Origin of the sequence: Microbacterium rhizomatis (assembly GCF_008710745.1) — a bacterium.
Taxonomy (GTDB): domain Bacteria; phylum Actinomycetota; class Actinomycetes; order Actinomycetales; family Microbacteriaceae; genus Microbacterium; species Microbacterium rhizomatis.
In genome coordinates, this window is record NZ_VYSA01000002.1 from 1,086,152 (window position 1) to 1,106,210 (window position 20,059).

19 protein-coding genes are annotated in these 20,059 nt (G+C 69.6%); 11 read left to right on the top strand and 8 right to left on the bottom strand.

What is annotated here, in order from left to right; all coding sequences use genetic code 11:
* Positions 1-11 precede the first annotated feature (11 nt).
* Complete coding sequence (locus F6B43_RS13350) at positions 12-1,385, top strand: glucose-6-phosphate dehydrogenase (RefSeq protein ID WP_150449398.1); 1,374 nt, start codon at positions 12-14, stop codon at positions 1,383-1,385.
* A 6-nt stretch (positions 1,386-1,391) separates the two neighbouring features.
* Here the strand turns inward: F6B43_RS13350 and F6B43_RS13355 are convergent, their stop codons facing one another.
* Complete coding sequence (locus F6B43_RS13355) at positions 1,392-1,772, bottom strand: VOC family protein (protein ID WP_150449399.1); 381 nt, start codon at positions 1,770-1,772, stop codon at positions 1,392-1,394.
* 183 nt (positions 1,773-1,955) lie between these two features.
* Here F6B43_RS13355 and F6B43_RS13360 point away from each other — a divergent pair, with 183 nt between their 5' ends.
* Entirely contained in the window at positions 1,956-2,555 is a 600-nt protein-coding gene (locus F6B43_RS13360; protein WP_150449400.1) for a nitroreductase family protein, read from the top strand.
* 124 nt (positions 2,556-2,679) lie between these two features.
* Here F6B43_RS13360 and rraA read toward each other — a convergent pair whose 3' ends face one another.
* Entirely contained in the window at positions 2,680-3,144 is a 465-nt protein-coding gene (gene rraA / locus F6B43_RS13365; protein WP_150449401.1) for a ribonuclease E activity regulator RraA, read from the bottom strand.
* A gap of 238 nt (positions 3,145-3,382) precedes the next feature.
* Here rraA and F6B43_RS13370 point away from each other — a divergent pair, with 238 nt between their 5' ends.
* The 3 genes from F6B43_RS13370 (at position 3,383) to F6B43_RS13380 (ending at position 6,455) form a co-directional block, all read left to right on the top strand.
* Positions 3,383-4,510 carry a type III polyketide synthase gene (locus F6B43_RS13370; RefSeq protein ID WP_150449402.1) on the top strand — a complete coding sequence of 376 codons (1,128 nt, stop codon included), beginning with the start codon at positions 3,383-3,385 and terminating at the stop codon, positions 4,508-4,510.
* Positions 4,507-5,205, top strand: a complete 699-nt coding sequence (locus F6B43_RS13375) for a methyltransferase domain-containing protein (RefSeq protein ID WP_150449403.1) — start codon at positions 4,507-4,509, stop codon at positions 5,203-5,205. The genes F6B43_RS13370 and F6B43_RS13375 overlap by 4 nt, the downstream gene beginning before the upstream one ends.
* A gap of 107 nt (positions 5,206-5,312) precedes the next feature.
* Complete coding sequence (locus F6B43_RS13380; RefSeq protein ID WP_150449404.1) at positions 5,313-6,455, top strand: FAD-dependent oxidoreductase; 1,143 nt, start codon at positions 5,313-5,315, stop codon at positions 6,453-6,455.
* A gap of 303 nt (positions 6,456-6,758) precedes the next feature.
* Here F6B43_RS13380 and F6B43_RS13385 read toward each other — a convergent pair whose 3' ends face one another.
* The 6 genes from F6B43_RS13385 to F6B43_RS13410 all read right to left on the bottom strand — a co-directional run bounded on the left by F6B43_RS13385 (position 6,759) and on the right by F6B43_RS13410 (position 13,990).
* A complete protein-coding gene (locus F6B43_RS13385) occupies positions 6,759-7,595 on the bottom strand; it encodes a UbiA family prenyltransferase (protein ID WP_150449405.1) in 837 nt (278 codons plus the stop codon).
* A gap of 130 nt (positions 7,596-7,725) precedes the next feature.
* Entirely contained in the window at positions 7,726-9,933 is a 2,208-nt protein-coding gene (locus tag F6B43_RS13390) for an ATP-dependent Clp protease ATP-binding subunit (protein WP_150449406.1), read from the bottom strand.
* Between the two features lie 84 nt (positions 9,934-10,017).
* The gene (locus F6B43_RS13395) at positions 10,018-10,452 is read right to left on the bottom strand and encodes a VOC family protein (RefSeq protein ID WP_150449407.1); all 435 of its coding nucleotides are present in this window, start codon (positions 10,450-10,452) and stop codon (positions 10,018-10,020) included.
* A gap of 42 nt (positions 10,453-10,494) precedes the next feature.
* The gene (locus F6B43_RS13400; protein ID WP_150449408.1) at positions 10,495-11,481 is read right to left on the bottom strand and encodes a GlxA family transcriptional regulator; all 987 of its coding nucleotides are present in this window, start codon (positions 11,479-11,481) and stop codon (positions 10,495-10,497) included.
* A gap of 263 nt (positions 11,482-11,744) precedes the next feature.
* On the bottom strand, positions 11,745-12,839 hold the full coding sequence (locus F6B43_RS13405) for a glycosyltransferase family 4 protein (protein ID WP_150449409.1): 1,095 nt from the start codon (positions 12,837-12,839) through the stop codon (positions 11,745-11,747).
* A 2-nt stretch (positions 12,840-12,841) separates the two neighbouring features.
* Positions 12,842-13,990, bottom strand: a complete 1,149-nt coding sequence (locus tag F6B43_RS13410; protein WP_150449597.1) for a glycosyltransferase — start codon at positions 13,988-13,990, stop codon at positions 12,842-12,844.
* A 215-nt stretch (positions 13,991-14,205) separates the two neighbouring features.
* On the opposite strand from F6B43_RS13410, the gene F6B43_RS13415 reads away from it, so the two are divergent.
* The 6 genes from F6B43_RS13415 (at position 14,206) to F6B43_RS13440 (ending at position 19,832) form a co-directional block, all read left to right on the top strand.
* Complete coding sequence (locus F6B43_RS13415) at positions 14,206-14,799, top strand: hypothetical protein (RefSeq protein ID WP_150449410.1); 594 nt, start codon at positions 14,206-14,208, stop codon at positions 14,797-14,799.
* 99 nt (positions 14,800-14,898) lie between these two features.
* Positions 14,899-16,551: a SulP family inorganic anion transporter gene (locus F6B43_RS13420; protein ID WP_150449411.1), complete on the top strand. Its 1,653-nt coding sequence runs from the start codon at positions 14,899-14,901 to the stop codon at positions 16,549-16,551.
* A gap of 42 nt (positions 16,552-16,593) precedes the next feature.
* A complete protein-coding gene (locus F6B43_RS13425; protein WP_246159940.1) occupies positions 16,594-17,121 on the top strand; it encodes a DUF6325 family protein in 528 nt (175 codons plus the stop codon).
* Positions 17,118-17,471: an SHOCT domain-containing protein gene (locus F6B43_RS13430; protein ID WP_246159941.1), complete on the top strand. Its 354-nt coding sequence runs from the start codon at positions 17,118-17,120 to the stop codon at positions 17,469-17,471. Before F6B43_RS13425 ends, F6B43_RS13430 begins: the two co-directional genes overlap by 4 nt.
* A gap of 118 nt (positions 17,472-17,589) precedes the next feature.
* Positions 17,590-18,516, top strand: coding sequence for a formylglycine-generating enzyme family protein (locus F6B43_RS13435; protein ID WP_211368146.1), 927 nt, complete (start codon positions 17,590-17,592; stop codon positions 18,514-18,516).
* Positions 18,513-19,832 carry an ion channel protein gene (locus F6B43_RS13440; RefSeq protein WP_246159942.1) on the top strand — a complete coding sequence of 440 codons (1,320 nt, stop codon included), beginning with the start codon at positions 18,513-18,515 and terminating at the stop codon, positions 19,830-19,832. The genes F6B43_RS13435 and F6B43_RS13440 overlap by 4 nt, the downstream gene beginning before the upstream one ends.
* Positions 19,833-20,059 lie beyond the last annotated feature (227 nt).

Genomic DNA, 20,059 nt, shown 5'->3' on the forward strand with positions numbered 1-20,059 from the left:
AGTGTGGCGGAATGGATACGTCCCACACCACGCTGATCGTGCTCGGAGCCTCGGGCGATCTCACGGCACGCCTGCTCATGCCCGCGCTCGGGCAGCTCCTCACCCGCGAGCCCCAGCGCAGCATCCGCCTCATCGGTGCGGGCATGGACGAGTGGGACGACGCGCACTGGCGCGAGGTGGTGCAGAAGTCCTTCGCCACGGTGGATGCCGGGGGCCCCGCTGTCGAGGCGGTCCTGGCCGGGGCGATCTATCGCAAGAGCGACATCACGAAGCCGTCCGACCTCGAGGCTCTGCTCGCTCTGGCCGAAGGGAGGGCCGCGTTCTACTTCGCCGTTCCGCCCGCGATCGCGGCGAAGGCGTGCGTGGCGCTCGAATCCGTCACCCTGCCCGACGGGCTGATCTTGGCGCTCGAGAAGCCGTTCGGCACCGATCAGGCGAGCGCTCATGTGCTCAACGAGCAGCTCGCGAAGCTCGTCCCCGAAGACCAGGTGCACCGCATCGATCACTTCCTCGGCCGCTCCACTGTGCTGAACGTGCTCGGGGTCCGGTTCACGAACCGGGTCTTCGAGCCGGTGTGGTCGTCCGAGCACATCGAGTCGGTCGTGATCCGCTACGACGAGGCCCTGGGCCTGGAGGGCCGTGCGGGGTACTACGACAAGGCGGGCGCCCTGGTCGACATGATCCAGAGCCACCTGCTCCAGGTGCTCGCCGTCGTGGCGATGGATCCGCCCTCGACCCTCAGCGCGATGGATCTCCGCGATGCCAAGGGCATGGCGCTCCGGGCGACCAGCGTGTGGAATGGCGACCCGCGGGCGGCCTCCCGGCGCGCACGGTACGGCGCCGGATCCGTCGACGGCCGTGAACTGATCGCCTACGCCGACGAGGCGGGCGTCGACCCCGCGATCGGTACCGAGACGCTCGCCGAGATGACCGTCGGGATCGCCACCACCCGGTGGGAGGGCGTGCCGTTCACGCTCCGCTCCGGCAAGGCGCTGGGCAACCGGCGCAGCGAGGTCGTCATCACGTTCAAGCCCGTGTCGCACCTTCCCACCGGGTTCAGCGGATCGGCGGATGCCTCGGTCCTGCGCCTGACGCTCGGGCCCGACCGCATGGCGCTCGAGGTCAACCTGAACGGCCCCGGCGATCCGTTCCAGCTCGACCGGGCATCGCTGGAGGCCGAGTTCGGCGAGGGCGAGCTGCTGGCCTACGCCGAGGTGCTGCAGGGCATCCTCGACGGCGACCCCACCCTGTCGGTGCGCGGCGACACGGCCGAAGAGTGCTGGCGGATCGTGCAGCCCGTGCTCGACGCCTGGCGCAGCGGCGCGGTGCCGCTGGACGAGTACCCGGCGGGTACGCCCGGTCCGGCATCCTGGCCCGTTCTGTAGACGGGCTCAGTTCGCCTTCAGTACCGAGAGGACGTTTCCTGCCGGATCGGTGAACCACGCGATGTCGGGGCCGCGGCCGCGCGAGATGCCCTTCTCATCGGTGCCGAAGTCAGGATCGGTGTAGATCTTCGTGACCACGCCCCGCGAATTGAGGTCGTCGACCGCCGCCTCGACGTCGTCGACCGGGAAGTTCAGGATCGTGAACGACGCCGGCTCGTGGTTCGGCTTCGCGTAGATCAGCACCGCACCGCCCGACGGCAGCGTCAGATCGAGGAACCCCATCGGGTTGTCGGCCACATCGAGACCGAGGATCTGGCCGTAGAAGTGCCGGGCCGCGTCGATGTCGTCGACCGAGAACCCGCTGAACGCGCCGTCAGTTCGGAACATGTGCCACCTCTGGATCGAGTGAATGCTGCTGCACCCACCTTTCTCCGCCGCGCGCGTTCTGTCCAGGGCCTTGCGTGCTGCGTTCATGCTGCGGGCCGCGGCGGGAATACATGCACGCGCATGGTGTTTACCTCACCGGGCCAACGGCGGCCGCAGCATCCCATCAACCGGAAAGAGGCCGCCATGAGCGACACCGCAGTTCTGTCCCTGTCCGACCGCACCGCCCCCACCGAGAGCCCCGTGCTCGACGTGCTCGCCGAGCGCTGGAGCCCCCGCGGATTCGACGTCGACGCCCCGATCGACGAGGCCAAGCTCGCCAGCGCCCTCGAGGCCGCCCGCTGGTCGCCGTCGGCCAACAACAGCCAGCCCTGGCGTTTCATCGTCGCGCGTCGCGGCACCGAGGCCTTCGACCAGATCGTCGCGAACCTGCTCGGCTTCAACCAGATGTGGGCCGACCGCGCCGGAGCGCTCGTGGTCGCAGTCGCCGAGACGGCGACGGCGGACGGCACCCCCGTCCACTTCGCGCAGTACGACTTGGGCCAGGCCATGGCGCACTTCTCTGTGCAGGCGCACCACGACGGCCTGTTCGTGCACCAGATGGGCGGAATCGAGCGCGACGGACTGCGCCAGGCGTTCGGGCTGGACGAGCGGTTCACCCCGCTCACGGTGTCTGCGGTCGGCACACTGGGGGGCATCGAGACCCTCCCCGAGGCTCTGCAGGAGCGCGAAGCCGCGCCGCGCGTGCGTCGGCCGCTGGCCGAGACGGTCGTCCTCTCGGCCTGACGGCCGCTCCTTCGCGCCGGCCCCGGACATCCGGAAGGATGCCCGGGGCCCAAGAGGCCCGTCGGGGCCCTTCTGAGGCGTCACGCGCACCGCGCGTCCTCTCGGATGTTCGCCGAGCGAGGTATCAACGCTCGGTGAGCACCCCGTCCGGGTCGCACCACACGTGCGCTCCGGGGCGGAACACGACGCCGTCGATCTCGACCGCGACATCGACCTCGCCCACGCCGTCTTTGGCGCTCTTGCGCGGATTCGTCCCGAGGGCCTTCACGCCGAGCGGCAGCATCCCGATCGCCTCGCTGTCGCGGATCGCGCCGTGCACGATGATCCCGGCCCAGCCGTTGTCGACGGCGGATGCGGCGATCAGGTCGCCCACGAGGGCAGAGGCGAGCGACCCACCGCCGTCGACCACGAGCACGGCGCCCGCGCCGGGCGTCGCGAGCATCGCCTTCACGAGGGCATTGTCGCGCGAACATCGGACCGTGCGGATGGGCCCGTGGAATGTGCGCCGACCCCCGAAGTCGCGGAGTTGCAGCGACAGTGAATCGAGGTCGGCGGCGCGTTCGTCGTAGAGGTCGGCCGTCGAGGTCATACGTCCACGGTAGGCGCGCCTCGGGCCCGTCACCCGCGCACAACGCAGGAAAGAACGGCGCTTCTTCGCCGAAAGAGGCCTCTCAGGCCTGATTCGGCTCAATCGATCCTGCGTTGTGCGCGCCGGCCGGCGCACCGGCGCTCCCCCGCCTCCGGGGCAACGTGCTCCCGACAACGTGCGGGGCGAATCTGGTCAAGCCCACCCTCACCCCGCAGTCCGCGAACTAGGGTGAACGCAAATGACCGCGCGCATCCTCTCCATCGGCACCGCGGTGCCGGCCACGACGCTCGCACAGCACGACGTGCGCGACTTCTTCATCCGGCAGCCGGGGTACGACCGACTGGCCCGGCGCCTGGTGCACGCCGCCTTCGACGCGGCGGCGATCGACACCCGCCACACCGTGATCGACGAGCTGGCCGGCGGAGGCATGACAGGCCGGGCCGCGACGTTCGTCGATGCCGAGGGAGGCCTGATCTCGCCATCGACGGGCGAGCGAAATGCGATCTACGCCAGGGATGCCCCTCCCCTGTTCGCCGCGGCGGCGCGCGATGCCCTCGCGGGGGCGGGGGTCGCAGCATCCGAGGTCACGCATGTCGTCACCGCTTCGTGCACCGGATTCTTCGCACCCGGGCCCGACTACCGGCTCGTGCGCGACCTCGGTCTGCCGGTCACGACCGAGCGGTACCATCTCGGATTCCTCGGCTGCTCGGCCGCGTTCCCGGCGCTGCGCGCTGCCGCACGCATCTGCGCCGCCCAACCCGAGGCTGTCGTGCTGGTCGCGTGCGGCGAGCTGTGCACGCTGCACATCCGCGGGTCGAGCGACCCAGAGCAGATCGTCGCATCGTCCGTGTTCGCGGACGGAGCCGCCGCGGCGATCGTCTCGGCCGTCGAGGGGATCGGCCACGGCGCCGCGCTCGACCTCGAGCGCTTCGGGACCACCCTCACGAGCGAGGGCGAGTCCGACATGGTGTGGATCATCGGCGACGAGGGTTTCGAGATGACGCTCACCGCCGAGGTCCCGCGAATCATCGGGCGCGAGATCCGCGGAGCTGTCGAGGGGTTTCTCGGCGTCGAGCCGGGCGGGTCGGATTGGGGTGTCGACCGGTGGGCGGTGCATCCGGGCGGTCGGAGCGTGCTGGATCGCGTCGAATCCGGCCTCGATCTCGACGGCGCCGCGCTTGCGGCGTCCCGGACCGTGCTGCGCGAACGGGGCAACATGTCCAGTGCCACCGTGCTGTTCATCCTCGCTGCACTGCTCGCCGATGTAGACGTCGCCGACGGCGAGAGCATCGCGGGGCTGGCGTTCGGACCGGGGCTCACCGTGGAGTCCGCGCTGTTCGTGAAACGCATACCGGAATCGGCATGAACCTGACCGAGCGCGACGAGGAGCTCCTCGAGCTCATGGACGACCCGTCGTGCGACGAGCGGCGGCTGCAGGCGACCTACCGGCGATTCGGCACGATCAACCGGCTCATCTCGGCGTGGGGAGGTGTGTACCGCACGTTGCTGCGGCCGCACCTGACGGGGCTCGGCCGGCCGGCCCGCGTCCTCGACCTGGGCTGCGGCGGGGGCGACGTCGTGACCCGGCTCGCGACCCTCGCCGACCGCGACGGCCTGGCGGTCTCGTGGGTCGGAGCTGATCCCGACCCCCGCGCGCACGAAGCCGCCCGGTTGCGCGGGACGGGCGATGTCGAATTCCGCGTCGCCGACTCGACTGAGCTGATCGCCGCCGGTGAGAGGTTCGACGCCGTGATCTCCAATCACGTGCTGCACCACCTCTCGCGTGCGAGCCTCCGCGCATTCACCGATGATTCGCGGATGCTGTCGGCAGGCCCCGTCCTCCACGCCGACATCGCCCGCGGCCGCCTCGCCTATGGGCTGTACGCGATCGGGATCACTCCGTTCGCGCCGGGCACGTTCTTGCGGACGGACGGCCTCCGTTCGATCCGCCGCAGCTACCGCGCCGACGAGCTCGCCGCCGCGCTTCCAGAAGGGTGGTCGGTGAATTGCCCGGCGCCCTTCCGCCTCGTGGCGGTCGCCGACGGGCTGGCGGATGCCTGAGGCCCGGCGCCGCGTCGGAGATTCGCGCCGATGTCGGAGGATTCCGGCCGAATCGTCCGACATTGCCCCGATCCTCCGACGCAGGACCCTACGGGAAGGCGGGCGTGATGCGTGACGTCATCGTCGTCGGTGCCGGGCCGGTCGGACTGCTGATCGCCGGCGAGCTGGCGCACCGCGGGTTCGATGTGTTGGTTCTCGAGCGTCGCGAGAGCGTCGGCGCGGGCACGCGGGCGATCGGGGTGCATGCTCCGGTGCTGGCCGCTCTCGAGGCATCCGGGGTCACCGAGTCGCTGTTGACCCATGCGCTCCGCGTCGAGCGCGGCGAGGCGCGATCGCGCGGACGCACGCTCGGAGTCGTGCGCTTCGACCGGCTGTCGACGCGGTTCCCCTTCGTGGCGACGCTGCCGCAGGCGGCGACCGAGAGCGTCCTGACGGCGTTCGCGCCCCCTCCCGAGCGCGGAGCCACCGTCACCTCGATCGTTCCTGCACGCGACAGCGTGCGAGTGACGGTCAAGAACGCGACCCGCGAGCGCGAGGAGTCCGCGCGGGTCGTCGTGGCCGCGTCCGGCTGGACGGGGCGCTCACTCGTGTACCGCGACGTGCCGACGCATGTATACCGCGATCGGTATCTCATGGCGGATGTCGATGTCGCCGACCGCCCCGACGCCGCCGTGGCCCTCGTGAACCTCGACCCGGAGGGGGTGCTCGAATCATTCCCGCTCCCCGCGGGCAGGCGCCGGCTCGTCGCGTGGGATTCTCCGCCGGCCGAGGATTCGGATGCCGCGCGCGTTGAGCGTCTGGCAACCGCGGTCGCCAGGCGTGGTGAGCCGGAGGCCGCCGCGTCGGTGCGGGATGCTTCCGCCTTCGGCGTTCGCCGCGTGGTCGCGCCACAACTCCGAGGCGGGCGGCTCTTCGCGATCGGCGATGCCGCGCACGAGGTGAGCCCGATCGGCGGTCAGGGCATGAATCTGGGACTGCTGGATGCTGCGACCCTCGCCCCCCTCATCGCTCAGTGGCTGCGCGAGGACGAACCGCCCGACGCCGCACTCCGCGTATGGGAGCGTCGGCGCGTGCGCTCCGCGACCACGGCAGCACGCCTCGCCGCCGTCAACACCGCGCTCGGCCGCTCGCTCGGCCCGTCCGCAGACGCGGCTCGCCGCGCCGCCCTGCGTCTGGCGCTGTCACGATTCCTGGGCGGCGCGTTCGCATCCGCCTACGCGATGGGCCTCGACGCCGACGCGACCTCGTAGGCCTCCTACGAATCCCAATCCCAAACCGGGTAGCACGCCCACATGCCTGGTCTCGTCTCGTAGCACACCCGGCCGTCGGCGGTGGCCTGCGGTGCCGTGTCGGCTGCGACCGGAAGGGTCGCGACCAAGCCGCCGGCGGCAACGGCGGCTGCGGCAACCATAGAGAACATCACTTTGCGAACGCGAAGAGGCACGCGATCTCCCATCTGTTTGCCGATATACTAGCACTCAGTGGTCGCACCCGGTTCGCTGATGAGGTTTCTATCGCGCGAGGCACGATCGAAGACGTGACGCACCCGGCGCTCAGCCGACGAGAGACTGACCCGCCGCCGCAAGCGCGACGCACAGCATGAGGGCTGCGAGCATCACGAGACGGAAGATCCAGCGCCCCGGCGCGCGTACGAGGGCCAACACCATTCCTCCCACGGCGATGCCGGTCGCCAGCACGAATGCCGTCCAGGCGATCGGAGTCGGACCCGCTGCCGGAATGGGGCCGATGAGCACGGCCGAAGCCCCCGCGATGAGCGCCGCCGCTGCCACCACCGCCGACGCGGTGCGCCCGAGGCGATGCGGCAGCCCGTGAACGCCCGTCTTCGCGTCCTCGTCGAGGTCGGGCAGCACGTTCGTGAGGTGCACGGCGATCCCGATCGCGCCGCCGGCGACCCACGCCCACCCCGCCGCCGGCCTGGGTTGAGCCGCGGCGAGCGTCACGAGCGAGGGGAGCAGTCCGAAACTCACGATGAACGGCACGACCGAGAACGCCGTGGACTTGAGCCACGCGTTGTACGACCACGCCGAGGCGAGCGCGATCGCGTGGGCAGCCAGCATCCACCACGACAGCAGCGCCGAGAGCACGAGCGCGGCGAACACGCACCCGAACGCCGCGATCCATGCCGACCGGACGGATGCCGCGCCCCGCGCGAGCGGTTTGTCCGGGCGCTGCGCGATGCGGTCTCGCCGGGCGTCGATCGCATCGTTGGACAGCCCGACGGACAGCTGCCCGGACAGGATCGCGAGGCCCAGCACGACGACGCGCCAGGCCTCGAGGCCCGTCGCGATCCCCAATGCGACCGCGATCGCGGTCACGACGAGGCTCGGGCCGGGGTGGGTCGAGCGCAGCAGCGCGCCGAACCTGGTCATCGCCTCGCCGTCACCCTCCGACCGTACCGTTTCGACGGAGATCTGCCGTTCTCAGGAGCCGGCCACCCGGAAACCTCCGAGGAACGGCAGATCCCCGAGGGTCTGCCGAACAAGGCCCGGAACGAACCGCCTAGTCCTCCTCGAGGACGGCCTCGATCACCTCGTCATCGTCGTCCGGTTCGGGAGCCGCGGCCGGCCCATCGCTCGTCAGCACGAGCGACGACGCGTCGGCCGCGACATCCACCAGCACGACGTCGCCGTCGTGAACGCCACCGGAGAGGATCGCCATGGCGAGGCGGTCCTGGATCTCGGACTGGATGAGCCGGCGCAGGGGCCGCGCCCCGAACATCGGGTCGTAGCCGCGCTCCGCGAGCCACGCTCGGGCGTCGGGGGTGACTGCGAGACTGAGCCGGCGATCGTGCAGGCGCCGCTGCAGGGCGTAGACGGCGAGTTCGACGATCTGGGCCAGGTCGTCCTCGGTCAGGGCCTGGAAGATCACGATGTCATCGAGACGGTTGATGAACTCGGGCTTGAACGCCTGGCGCACCATCGCCTGGACGGCGTCGCGCTTCTGCTCGAGCGACAGCGTCGGGTCGATCAGGATCGGAGAACCGAGGTTCGAGGTGAGGATCAGGATCACGTTCGTGAAGTCGACGGTGCGGCCCTGGCCGTCGGTGAGGCGGCCGTCGTCCATGACCTGGAGGAGCACGTCGAACACCTCGGGATGCGCCTTCTCGACCTCGTCGAGCAGGACGACGCTGTACGGACGACGCCGCACGGCCTCGGTCAGCTGCCCGCCCTGCTCGTACCCGATGTACCCGGGAGGAGCGCCGACCAGGCGCGAGACGGAGTGCTTCTCGCCGTACTCCGACATGTCGATGCGCACCATGGCGTGCTCGTCGTCGAAGAGGAACTCGGCGAGCGCCTTGGCGAGCTCGGTCTTGCCGACCCCGGTCGGGCCGAGGAACAGGAATGACCCCGTCGGGCGGCCCGGATCGCTGATGCCCGCGCGCGACCGGCGCACGGCGTCGGCGACCGACTTGACCGCATCCTTCTGCCCGATGATGCGCTTGCCGAGCTCGGACTCGAGGTGCAGCAGCTTCTCCGTCTCGCCCTGCAGCAGGCGACCGACGGGGATGCCGGTCCACATCGCGATCACGGAGGCGATGTCTTCTTCGGTGACCTGGTCGTTGACCATGCGGTCGCCGGCGGGCTCCTCGCGCTCGGCGTCGATGAGCTGCCGCTCGAGCGCGGGGATCTCGGCGTACAGCAGCCGTGACGCCTTCTCGAGATTGCCCTCGCGCTGCGCGCGCTCGGCCTGCATGCGCGCCGCATCGAGCTTGGTCTTGAGGTCGCCGACGCGGTTGAGAGATGCGCGCTCGTGCTCCCAGCGCTGCTGCAGCGCGTCGAGCTGGGTCTGCTCCTTGGCGAGGGTGTCGCGCAGGGCGGCGAGGCGCTCCTTCGAGGCGGCGTCCTTCTCGCGCTTGAGCGCGAGCTCTTCGAGCTTGAGGCGGTCGACGTGCCGGCGCAGCTCGTCGATCTCCAGCGGCGCAGAGTCGATCTCCATGCGCAGGCGCGACGCGGCCTCGTCGATCAGGTCGATCGCCTTGTCGGGCAGCTGCCTGCTGGGGATGTAGCGGTTGCTCAAGGCTGCGGCCGCGACGAGGGCGGCGTCGGCGATCGCGACCTTGTGGTGCGCCTCGTAGCGCTCCTTCAGCCCGCGGAGGATCGCGATCGTGTCTTCGACCGTGGGCTCGCCGACGTAGACCTGCTGGAAGCGGCGCTCGAGGGCGGCGTCCTTCTCGATGAACTCGCGGTACTCGTTGAGCGTGGTCGCGCCGATGAGGCGCAGCTCACCGCGCGCGAGCATGGGCTTGAGCATGTTGGATGCGGCGACCGACCCCTCGCCGCCACCCGCACCCATGAGCACGTGGAGTTCGTCGATGAAGGTGATGATCCGGCCGTCGGACTCGGTGATCTCTTTGAGGACGGCCTTGAGGCGCTCCTCGAACTGGCCCCGATACATCGCCCCGGCGACGAGCGCCGAGATGTCGAGGGTGATGAGCTCTTTGTTCTTGAGGCTCTCGGCGACGTCGCCCGCGACGATCCGCTGCGCGAGCCCCTCGACGACGGCGGTCTTGCCGACACCCGGCTCGCCGATGAGCACGGGGTTGTTCTTGGTGCGCCGGGTGAGCACCTGGCTCACGCGGCGGATCTCGCTGTCGCGACCGATCACGGGGTCGAGCTTGCCCTGCCGGGCCCGGTCGGTGAGGTTGATCCCGAACTGCTCGAGGGCGCTCTGCGCGTCCTCCTGCCCGGGGTTCTGGGTGGCGTTCATGTGTCTCCTGAAGTCTGTTCCGGCCCTGACCTAAAACTTGAGCCGTGTTGACTCAAGTTTAACAGAAGAGGGATGCTGCGCGCATCACTCGACGGCTCCCCGACCACCCTGCGCACCGCGCGGAATGAGGGGGTGCTCCGCACGCACAGCGAGCTGCTGCACCGTCCACGTATTGCCGTCCGGATCGCGGAATCCGAAGAACGTACTGCCGTCGCGGTCGTCGAGCACCGTCATCTCGCTCGGCTCGACTCCGCGCTCGACGAGTTCGGCACGCGCGGCCGTGGCATCCGACACCACCAGCTGCACCCCCCTGAGCGAGCCGGGCGCCATATCCTGCTGCGACGGCAGCGTGCCGATCACGATCGAGCAGCCGGAGCCGCGCGGCGTGAGCTGTGCGAACTCCATGTGCTCGTTCGCGATGTGGTGGTCGAGCTCGAAACCGACCTGATCGCGATAGAAGGCGATCGATCGCGCCAGGTCGCTCACCGGGACGATGACGACCTCGAGTGTCCAGTCCATGGCTCCATGGTCCTCCTGCCGGCGGGCACCCGCCAGGGGGAGTCAGGCGACGAGCTCGGGCTGGGTCTCAACGCTGTCCGTGCGGCAGTTGAACGCCGACCGGTAGGCGGTCGGGGTCGTGCCGAGTGTGCGCGCGAAGTTCTGCCGCAGCACCGCAGCCGAGCCGAATCCCGACTCCCACGCGATCCGGTCGAGCCCCAGATCGGTCTTCTCGAGCAGGCGCTGCGCGTGGATCAGCCGCTGCCGCCCGAGCCACGCCGCGGGCGTCGCGCCGAAGTCGGCCTTGAATCGGCGCGCGAACGTGCGCGGCGACATGTGCGCCTTGGCCGCCAGCTGATCGACCGTGAGATCCTGCCTGAGGTTCTGCACCATCCAGTCGGTCACGGGCGCGAGCGAGAGCGAAGCGACCTGGGGAAGCGGCTTGTCGATGAACTGCGCCTGCCCCCCGTCACGCTGCGGGGGCACCACCATGCGCCGCGCGATCTTGTTGGTCGCCTCGGCTCCCAGCTCCTGGCGCAGCAGGTGCAGGCACGCATCGAGCCCCGCGGCGGTGCCTGCGCTGGTGATGATCCGCCCGTCCTGCACGTAGAGGACGTCGGGGTCGACGTCGATCTCGGGGTGCATCGCCGCCATCCGGTCGGCGTACATCCAGTGCGTGGTCGCCCGTCGGCCGTTCAGGATCCCTGAGGCGGCGACGACGAACGAACCGCTGCAGACGCTCAGCACCCAGGCGTCGCGCGCTGCGGCGCGCTGCAGCACGCCCGCCACCCGAGGGTCGATCGTGCCCCACGTCGACTTCGGGACCGGCGTGACGACGACGAGGTCGGCTTCGTCGGCGAAGGCCAGATCGTGCTCGACGTTGATCGAGAAGGCCAGATTGCTGCGGATCGCGCCGGGCTCGGGCGCCACGATCCGGAAATCGAAGGGAACGATGCCGTCATTCGAACGATCGAGGCCGAACGCCTCGCAGGCCAGGCCGAACTCGAAGGGCGTGAAGCCATCCTGAACGATGACGGCGACGGTTCTCATGGATGCTCCCGAGGTGATGCGCGAAGAGGGGATGCCTCGACTGGCAGTTTTCGTTGGATCACTGTCCATCCTGCCACTCGTGGCAGATTCAGCGCAAGCGTAGCGTTCCTGCCATGTTCATCCTCATCGCACTCGCAGCGCTGTCCACCATCGCGATCGTCGCGACCATCGCGACCCTCGCGAAGGACGGCTACCGGCCGGCCCGCACGGACTGGACCCGCCTTCCGTGATTTGCCATGGCCGGGCTCGCGCCGCACGTCGGCTCAGGCGAGGCCGCGCACGACGCCGAGCAGGATGTCGGCCGAGCGATCCCACGTGAACCGAGCGATATGCGCGCGACCCGCCGTGGTGAGCGCGCGGCGCGTCTCCGCGTCATCGAGTGAGCGCACGGCAGCGGCGAAGGCTCCGGCATCCATCGCGGGCACGAACAGTGCGCCGTCACCGGCGACCTCACGGAAGATCTCGAGGTCGCTCACCACCGCCGGCGCGCCGAGCGCGAGTGCCTCCGCCAGCGGCAGGCCGTACCCCTCGTCGAGGCTCGCCGAGACGAGCACCCCCGCGTCTGCCAGAAGCTGCGCGTAGAGCTCGTCGCTCACGCCGTTGTGGAACTGGACCACCGCACCATCCGGCACCAGCTTCCGCAGCTCGCCCTCACGTACCGCGGAGATGCGGCTCAGCAGATGCAGGGTGCGCCCGGGCAACCACTGCATCGCACGGATGACCGTCTCGACGTTCTTGTAGGGGAGGAACGCACCCATGTACACGATGTTCGCGGGCGCATCTGCTCCGGGAGTGGCGCTGCCGGGAGGAAGCAGCTCCGCCAGACGCTGCGGCGCGTTCGGGATCACCACGACCTCGCGCTTGGTGAGTCGAGCGTCGGCGAACTGGCGCCTGCTCGTCCGGCTCACGGTCGCCACCACATCTGCCGCATTGAGAACGAGGCGCTGGGGCAGATAGCTCAGGTGGAACAGTCGCCACCCCACCCGCAGAAGCCAGGACAGATCTCGTGGCGGTGTGCGGTGGCGGTAATAGATCGTGTCGTGGAGTGTGAGGATGACCCGGAACCTGCGGCCGGCCGTTCCCATCGTCTGCATCGGCGTATAGACGACATCGGGATGCCACCGATTGAGGAGGAGAGCGGTGAAGGGCTCTTTCACCGAGGTGGGCGCGTGGATCTTCCGGTACGGGCTGCCGGAGGGAAGCATCGCGACCTGCGCATCGTCATGGACGAGGAAGGTGACCTCCGCATCGGTGGACGGCGCCGCGCGCGCGACGGCGTGAGCGAGCTCGTGCGAGAACCGGCTGATCCCGTCGTGGAAATCGGTGCGGATGTACCGCGCGTCGAAGAACAGGCGCATCGTCAGGGCGTGACGGGTTCGCCGCGGTACAGCGCCTCGAACGTGTCGAGCGTGCGCTCGATGTCATGGACGAGGACGCCGTCGAGCGAGGCCTGCTGCATGCGACGGTATTCCTCGGGTGGGGCCGTGAGGACCAGACGCAGCTTGTCGGCCGCGTCCTGGGCATTGCCCGGTTCGAAGAGATATCCGTTCTCGCCCTCGCGCACGAGGTGCGGAAGGGCGACCGCGTTCGCCGCGACGATGGGCAGCCCCGACGCCATGGCCTCGATCGTGGCGATCGACTGGAGCTCGGCGATCGAGGCGATGGCGAACACGCTGGCGTGCGAGAGGTAGCTGCGCAGCTCCTCTTCCGACGTGCGTCCGTGGAAGTGCACTCGGTCTTCGAGTCCGAGTTCGCGCGTCAGCTGTTCGAGGCTGCGGAGCTGATCGCCCCCACCGACGACGTCGAACTGGATGTCGAGCTCCGGCACGAGGAGCGCGATCGCCCGCAGCACGGTGTCGACGTGCTTCTCCGTCGTCAGACGCCCGACGAACACGACGCGCATCTGCGTGCGCGGAGTGAAGTCCGGGCTGTAGTTGCTCTTGTCGATACCGCAGCTGATCGGGATGACCCCGGTGATGCCGACGGTGGATTCGAGGAAGTCGGCCGCCTTGCGAGTGGGCGTCGTCACGGCGCGCGACATGCCGAAGGTGCGCATGGCGTCATCCCAGGACAGCTTCACGACGAGCTTGTTGATCAGCGGGGGCATCGTGGTGAAGTCGATGATGTTCTCGGGCATCACATGATTGGTAGAGATGACCGGGATGCCCCGCTGGTGGGCCACACGAGTGAGCGCCCTGCCCAGCACGATGTGCGACTGGCTGTGGATGACATCGGGATGGACCGCGTCGATCACCTGTCGGGCGTAATGCTTGGCGCGCCATGGCAGCACGAACCGCAACCAGTCGTGCGGCAGGTAGCGCCATCCCGGCGGGCGGTGCACCGTGATCTCGGCGCCCTCGAACTCTTCGACGGCGACCCGCGAATGCCAGGGCGTGATTCCCGGAGTGAGGACATGCACGTCGTGCCCCCGCCGCGCCAGGCCGGCCGACAGCCGCTCCGCGAACCTGGCCGCACCGTTGACGTCGGGCGCGAAGGTGTCGCACGCCATGACGATGGTCAGTCGCGGGGGCGGTGCGGCGTCATCGAGCGGCGGTGTGTCGGGACTCACTGGTGGTGGGGGGCCTGTCTGTGCGGCACGTGATGCACGGTCGATCCGTGCGGCGGGTGGGTCGCGCGAGGTACTGCGTACACCCACCGACTCTACCCGAGCGCCCTCCGAAGCCCTCCCGGGGCGTTTCGATGGGCGCACCGTACCCTGGATGCATGCCCCGATTGCAGGCCGACGCCGATCCCGCCCGTTGGGTGGCCGTCACCGGATCTCTCGGATTCCGCGGCCGCCGCCACCGCAAAGCCGCGATCAGGATGCTGCTGACCCAGGCGAACCGTTCGTTCGGCGCCGAGGAGCGCGCGGGCAGCGGGGTCCTCGCGTGGGCGATGAGCCAGGCGGCACCCCTTCTGATCCGCCGCGCGGAAGGGCGAGTGCTGGTGTGGGTGTGGAAGTCCGACCCCGAGCTGCTCGTCGCGATGGCGCAGGTGCAGGAGGCGACATCGCAGCTCCGGGCGGCGCGGGCGTCGCTGCCGATGGAGTACGACGACACCCGGCCCTTCGCCAATCCGTACCTGGGTGTGGGCGAGAAGCTCGAGATGCCCCTCCCCTCCGACGGGCGCACGCCCCCCTTCGCCACCTACACGTGGGATACGGGATCGCATTTCGTGAGCGTCACGGCCGTCTGCTCGGATCGATCGCGGTTCGGGACGGTGCTCCCCGCGGTGGATGAGCTCGTGAAGACGCTGCGGATCGTCGACGACATGATGCTCGGCGAGTCGCCGACGGTTCTCCGCATCGACCCTGCGTGAAGCCCCACCCTCCCAGCCCGAAGGATTCACCCCAGGCGGGTGAGAGGGCGAAAGAGGCCCGGAGGTAGCCTCGGTCGTGTCACCCCCGGAGGATCACCCGTGCAGAAACCTCTCGTCGGGCTCACGCGCCAGAACGTGGGTCGCGAACTGCTCGCGGGCGTCACCCTGCTCGCGATCGCGATCCCCCTGAACATCGGCTACGCCCAGATCGCGGGTCTGGCTCCGACCGCGGGGCTCTACGCCTTGATCGTCCCCACGGTCGTCTACGCGCTCGTGGTCTCGTCCCGGCAGCTGGTGGCTTCGCCGGATGCCGCGGCCGCCGCCCTCGTGGCCTCATCGATCGGCGGCCTCGCGGTGGCGGGCACGGCCGACTACGCCACCCTGGCCCTGGCGCAAGCGATCATCAGCGGCATCCTGCTCGTCCTCCTCGCCGTCTTCAAACTGGGCTTCCTCGCGAACTTCCTCTCCAAGCCGATCCTCGTCGGATTCGTCGGCGGGCTCGCACTGGACATCCTGGTCTCGCAGATCGCCAAGATGCTCGGCGTGAAGATCGACTCCGGAGGCGAGTTCGTCGAGAAGGTCGCCGATCTCGCCGCGGGGCTCGGTACGACCAACCCCTGGTCGCTGATGATCTCGGTGGGCGCCGTCGCGATCCTGCTCCTGGGTCGACGCTGGCTTCCCCTCGTGCCGTGGGCTCTGGTCGTGCTCGCTCTCGCGACGATCTTCGTCATGCTCACCTCAGCGGATCAGGCCGGGGTGGCCGTGCTCGGTCCCGTGCCCGCGGGTCCTCCGGCCCTGACGTGGCCGGTGCTCGACTGGATGATGTGGCTCGCTGTCATCCCTTCGGCCATCGCCCTCACGATGGTCGCCACAGCGGAGGGACTGCTCATATCGCGGTCGTACGGAGACCGTCGCCACTACCCCACGAGTCCCAATCGCGACCTGTTCGCCCTCGGTCTGGGCAACATCGCCGCGGGTGCCAGCGGAAGCTTCGCGATGGGCTCGTCCACCTCCCGCACCGCAGCAATGGATCAGGCGGGCTCGCGCACGCAGCTGCCCTCGCTGGTGCTCGCCGCCGGCACGCTGCTCCTGCTCCTTTTCGGCACGGCGCTGCTGGCCGACATCCCGTCCCCCGCGATCGGCGCGATCGTCGGCGTCGCGATCCTGCCGCTGCTCGGCATCCGCGAGTTCGTCGATCTGTGGAGGCTGGACCGGTTCGAGTTCTGGATCGGTGCGACGTGCTTCATCGTGACACTCTTCGTCGGATCCATCCCCGGCATCCTCGTGGCGTTCGTGCTCACGCTGATCAACCTGGCCAAGCGCGCCGCGGCACCGGCGATCGACGTGCTGGCCCGCAACGACAGTCCCTCCGACTCGCTGCTCGAGCAGGCACCGCGGGGCACGACGACCGCCCCCGGTGTGATCGTCGTCCGGATGGCCGCACCCCTGTTCTTCGCCAATGCCGATGTGTTCGTTCAGGCCGTGCGCAGCGCGGTCGCCGCCGCAGGCGGACCGTCCGAGGTGCATCACCTCGTCGTGGACATGGAGGCCGTCACGGACGTCGACGTGACGGGGTCGGAGGCGTTCGCGACCCTGCGCGAATGGCTCGACGACGAAGGCGTGGCGCTCGCCTTCAGCCGGGTGCGCACCGGGGCGCGCCCGCGCCTCGAACGACTGGGCGTCCTGCGGACCGACGCCGTGTACGACACCAACCGCGCGGCCGTCGCCGCCCTGACATCGCGCGTCGGCTAGGAGCATCATGGACACTGGCTCGGACGAGAGAACGCGGTCATCATGGCAGTGCTGCTCCTCGTCACCGGCGTCTCGATGATCGGCAAGGGCATCGAAGCTTCTCACCTCAGCAACTACTACGAAAGGAACACCGTGGCTGAATTCGAATACGGGCCGGTCGAGCTGCACCTCGTCGGCTTCGAGGGCGACCGACCCGACCCAGGGGTCATCGCCGCGATCGTGGAGCTCATCGAGGCCGGCGCCGTCCGGCTCCTGGACTTCATCATCGTGTCCAAGTCCGAGGACGGTGAGGTGACCGCCGTCGAGATCGAGGACGACAGCGATCGCTACGGCTTCGGCACGGTCGAACTCGCCGAGCTGGGCATCGCCGGCGACGAAGACATCGAAGAACTCGCCGAGATGATCCCGCCGGGTGCATCGGCCGCGATCGTCGCGTACGAGCTGGTCTGGGCCAAGCGCCTCGCCGAGAGCCTGGCCGTATCAGGAGGCGTCGTCCTCCGCAGCGAGCGCATCCCCGCGCCCGTCGTGAACGCGCTGGTCGAGGCCGCGCAGGAAGAAGAGGAATCATGATCCGTCGCATGGGCCGTCCCGGCCTCATCGGACTCGCTGCGCGCACCGCCGTGGTCGCCGGAACCGCCACGGCCGTGAGCGGTTCGATGCAGCGCAACCAGCAGAACAAGGCCGAGCAGCAGGCTCAGGCCGAGGCCTACCAGGCGCAGCAGCAGCAGGCGCAGATCGATGCGGCCGCCCAGGCCGCCGCCGCGCAGTACGCGCCGCCGCCGCAGGCAGCGCCGGCCGCGGCGGCCGCGGCGCCCGCTGTCGATCTCGTCGCGGAGCTGCAGAAGCTGGCGGGCCTGAAGGAGGCCGGTGTGCTCAGCGACGACGAGTTCGCCGCTGCGAAGGCCCGGCTTCTGGCCTGATCGGTCGATCTGAACGCGGGAGCCGGACGCCTGATGCGCTCCGGCTCCTCGTTCTCATCGGCGTCGGATCGCAGCATCCCGCCTCCGGATCCGTGAGGAAGAAGCACGCGTGAACGACATGGTCCGCATCCCGGGCGGCACGTTCCGGATGGGCTCGGAGGAGTTCTACCCCAACGAGCGGCCCGCCCACGAGCGCACCGTCGGCGACTTCGAGATCGACAGGTACGAAGTCACCAACGAGGACTTCACGGCGTTCGTCGCCGCCACCGGGTACGTCACGGTCGCGGAGCGGCCGATGAACGCGGCCGACTACCCCGGCGTCGCTCCCGAAGACCTGATCCCCGGCGGGCTGGTCTTCACCCCGACGTCCGGCCCCGTCGATCTGAACGACTGGCGGCAGTGGTGGAGGTGGGTGCCGGGCGCGCAGTGGCGCCACCCGCGCGGGCCCGGGTCGTCGATCGAGGATCGGATGCGGCATCCCGTCGTGCAAGTATCGTTCGAGGATGCCTCGGCCTACGCTGCGTGGGCCGGCAAGCGACTCCCGACCGAGGTCGAGCACGAGTATGCAGCCCGAGGAGGCTCGGCCGACACCGCGTTCGCGTGGGGCGATGAGCCCTACCCGGGTGGCGCCGCGCTCGCCAACTCGTGGATCGGCGCATTCCCGTACGACGACCGGGGCGGCTTCGACGGTGGAACGGCCCCGGTCGGATCGTTCCCACCGAACGGCTACGGCCTGTTCGACATGATCGGCAACGTCTGGGAGTGGACGAGCGACTTCTACACGACGAGGCATCTGGTGCCGGGGCAGCAGTCGGTCGATCCCGAGAAGCGCGCGAACCTGCTCTCGGTCGCGAGCGCGGAGCCCGGATCGCGCATTCCGCGACGGGTGCTCAAGGGCGGATCGCATTTGTGCTCGCCCGACTACTGCCTGCGCTTCCGTCCTGCCGCGCGGTCGCCCCAGTCGGACGACTCCGCGACGACGCACATCGGGTTCCGCTGCGCCCGCGATGTGCCGCCGCGCACCGCCCCTAAGGTGAGACCGTGACCGACTCGCACGCTGGCACATCCGGCATCCCGGCCATCCCACCGCCGCCGCGCACCCGTCAGCTTCTGCTGATGGCGATCCCCGCGCTGCTGATCGGCATCCTCTCCGCTCTGACGCTGTGGGGGCTGGAGCAGGTCGCCTCCGTGCTCGAGACCGCGATCTGGACAACGCTGCCGACGGTGCTGCACGTCGATCCGGCGGGCTGGTGGATCGTCCTGATCCTCACCGCGACCGGGGCGGCCGTGGGTCTGGTGGTGTGGCTCGTGCCGGGGCATGGCGGCGTGGACTCGGCCACGACCGAGCTGATCTCCCCGCCCCTGCGCCTCATGGCCCTCCCCAGCCTGATCATCGTCGTCGTGCTCGCTCTGGCCGGAGGTGTCAGCCTCGGCCCCGAGAACCCGATCATCGCGATCAACACCGCCCTCGCGGTCGCCATCGTCTCGCGCTTCTTCCGGGCTGTGCCGCAGCAGATCGTGCTCCTTCTGGCCGCCTCGGCCACCATCGGGGCGCTCTTCGGCACTCCGGTGGCCGCGGCGCTCGTCTTCACCGGCGTGGTCGCCGCCGCAAAGGCTCCTGGGTCGCTGTGGGACCGCCTGTTCCTCCCCCTCGTTGCCGCCGGTGCCGGCGGCATCGTCACGAACATGCTGGGCGGGGGCCTGGGCGTCGTCACCGGGATCGAGCCGTACGCCAGCACGAGCATCCCGCTCGATGCGCTGTGGGGAGCCTGCGTCGCATGCGCCGCGGTGCTGGCAGGGCTCATCGGCGTGTTCGTGTTCCCCTACCTCTGGCGGGCATTCCGCGCGCTCAAGTACCCGATCGTCTACACGACGGTGGGCGGGCTGATCCTCGGGGTCCTCGGGGTGATCGGCGGACCCATCACCCTCTTCAAAGGACTCGACCAGAGTGCCGAGCTGCTCAGTGACCCGTCCGCCTACAGTGGGGGCCAGCTCGCTCTGTTCACCGGCATCAAGATCATCGCCCTCGCGGTGGCCGCGGCAGCGGGATTCCGCGGCGGTCGCGTCTTCCCCGCCGTCTTCATCGGGGTCTCGTTCGGGATGCTGGCCCACGCGCTGGTGCCGAGCATCCCCCTGGGCCTCGCCGTCGCCTGCGGAGTGCTCGGGCTCACCCTCGCGATCGCACGCGATGGGTGGATCGCGCTGTTCATCGCCGTCGCGATCGTCGGAGACATCACGCTGCTGCCCGTGCTCTGCGTGATCATCCTTCCCGCGTGGCTCGTGGTGCGCAGTGCGCCCGAGATGCTCATCCACACGACGGCGACCGACCCGGACTACCTCGTTCCCGCGAAGCCCGCCTGATGCGGCGCGCGCGCCGCGCGCTCGCGCCTGTCCCTGCAGCCGCCCGCGCGCCGCGCGCTCGCGCCTGTCCCTGCCGTCCGCCGCGCTCATGTCCGCCAGGAGGCGGGAATGAGCTCGCCCGTCGACCGTCTTCCCGACACGCCCCACCCCGCATGTCCGCCAGACGGCACGCACCCCCACCCATGCCCACCAACAGGCGGACATCGGAGACAACACGAGACGCGGGA

Bases quoted from the DNA above. Each gene is read 5' to 3' on its own strand.
- F6B43_RS13350 (WP_150449398.1), top strand. From the start codon at position 12: ATGGATACGTCCCACACCACGCTGATCGTGCTCGGAGCCTCGGGCGAT.
- F6B43_RS13355 (WP_150449399.1), bottom strand. From the start codon at position 1,772: ATGTTCCGAACTGACGGCGCGTTCAGCGGGTTCTCGGTCGACGACATC.
- F6B43_RS13360 (WP_150449400.1), top strand. From the start codon at position 1,956: ATGAGCGACACCGCAGTTCTGTCCCTGTCCGACCGCACCGCCCCCACC.
- rraA (WP_150449401.1), bottom strand. From the start codon at position 3,144: ATGACCTCGACGGCCGACCTCTACGACGAACGCGCCGCCGACCTCGAT.
- F6B43_RS13370 (WP_150449402.1), top strand. From the start codon at position 3,383: ATGACCGCGCGCATCCTCTCCATCGGCACCGCGGTGCCGGCCACGACG.
- F6B43_RS13375 (WP_150449403.1), top strand. From the start codon at position 4,507: ATGAACCTGACCGAGCGCGACGAGGAGCTCCTCGAGCTCATGGACGAC.
- F6B43_RS13380 (WP_150449404.1), top strand. From the start codon at position 5,313: ATGCGTGACGTCATCGTCGTCGGTGCCGGGCCGGTCGGACTGCTGATC.
- F6B43_RS13385 (WP_150449405.1), bottom strand. From the start codon at position 7,595: ATGACCAGGTTCGGCGCGCTGCTGCGCTCGACCCACCCCGGCCCGAGC.
- F6B43_RS13390 (WP_150449406.1), bottom strand. From the start codon at position 9,933: ATGAACGCCACCCAGAACCCCGGGCAGGAGGACGCGCAGAGCGCCCTC.
- F6B43_RS13395 (WP_150449407.1), bottom strand. From the start codon at position 10,452: ATGGACTGGACACTCGAGGTCGTCATCGTCCCGGTGAGCGACCTGGCG.
- F6B43_RS13400 (WP_150449408.1), bottom strand. From the start codon at position 11,481: ATGAGAACCGTCGCCGTCATCGTTCAGGATGGCTTCACGCCCTTCGAG.
- F6B43_RS13405 (WP_150449409.1), bottom strand. From the start codon at position 12,839: ATGCGCCTGTTCTTCGACGCGCGGTACATCCGCACCGATTTCCACGAC.
- F6B43_RS13410 (WP_150449597.1), bottom strand. From the start codon at position 13,990: ATGGCGTGCGACACCTTCGCGCCCGACGTCAACGGTGCGGCCAGGTTC.
- F6B43_RS13415 (WP_150449410.1), top strand. From the start codon at position 14,206: ATGCCCCGATTGCAGGCCGACGCCGATCCCGCCCGTTGGGTGGCCGTC.
- F6B43_RS13425 (WP_246159940.1), top strand. From the start codon at position 16,594: ATGGCAGTGCTGCTCCTCGTCACCGGCGTCTCGATGATCGGCAAGGGC.
- F6B43_RS13430 (WP_246159941.1), top strand. From the start codon at position 17,118: ATGATCCGTCGCATGGGCCGTCCCGGCCTCATCGGACTCGCTGCGCGC.
- F6B43_RS13435 (WP_211368146.1), top strand. From the start codon at position 17,590: ATGGTCCGCATCCCGGGCGGCACGTTCCGGATGGGCTCGGAGGAGTTC.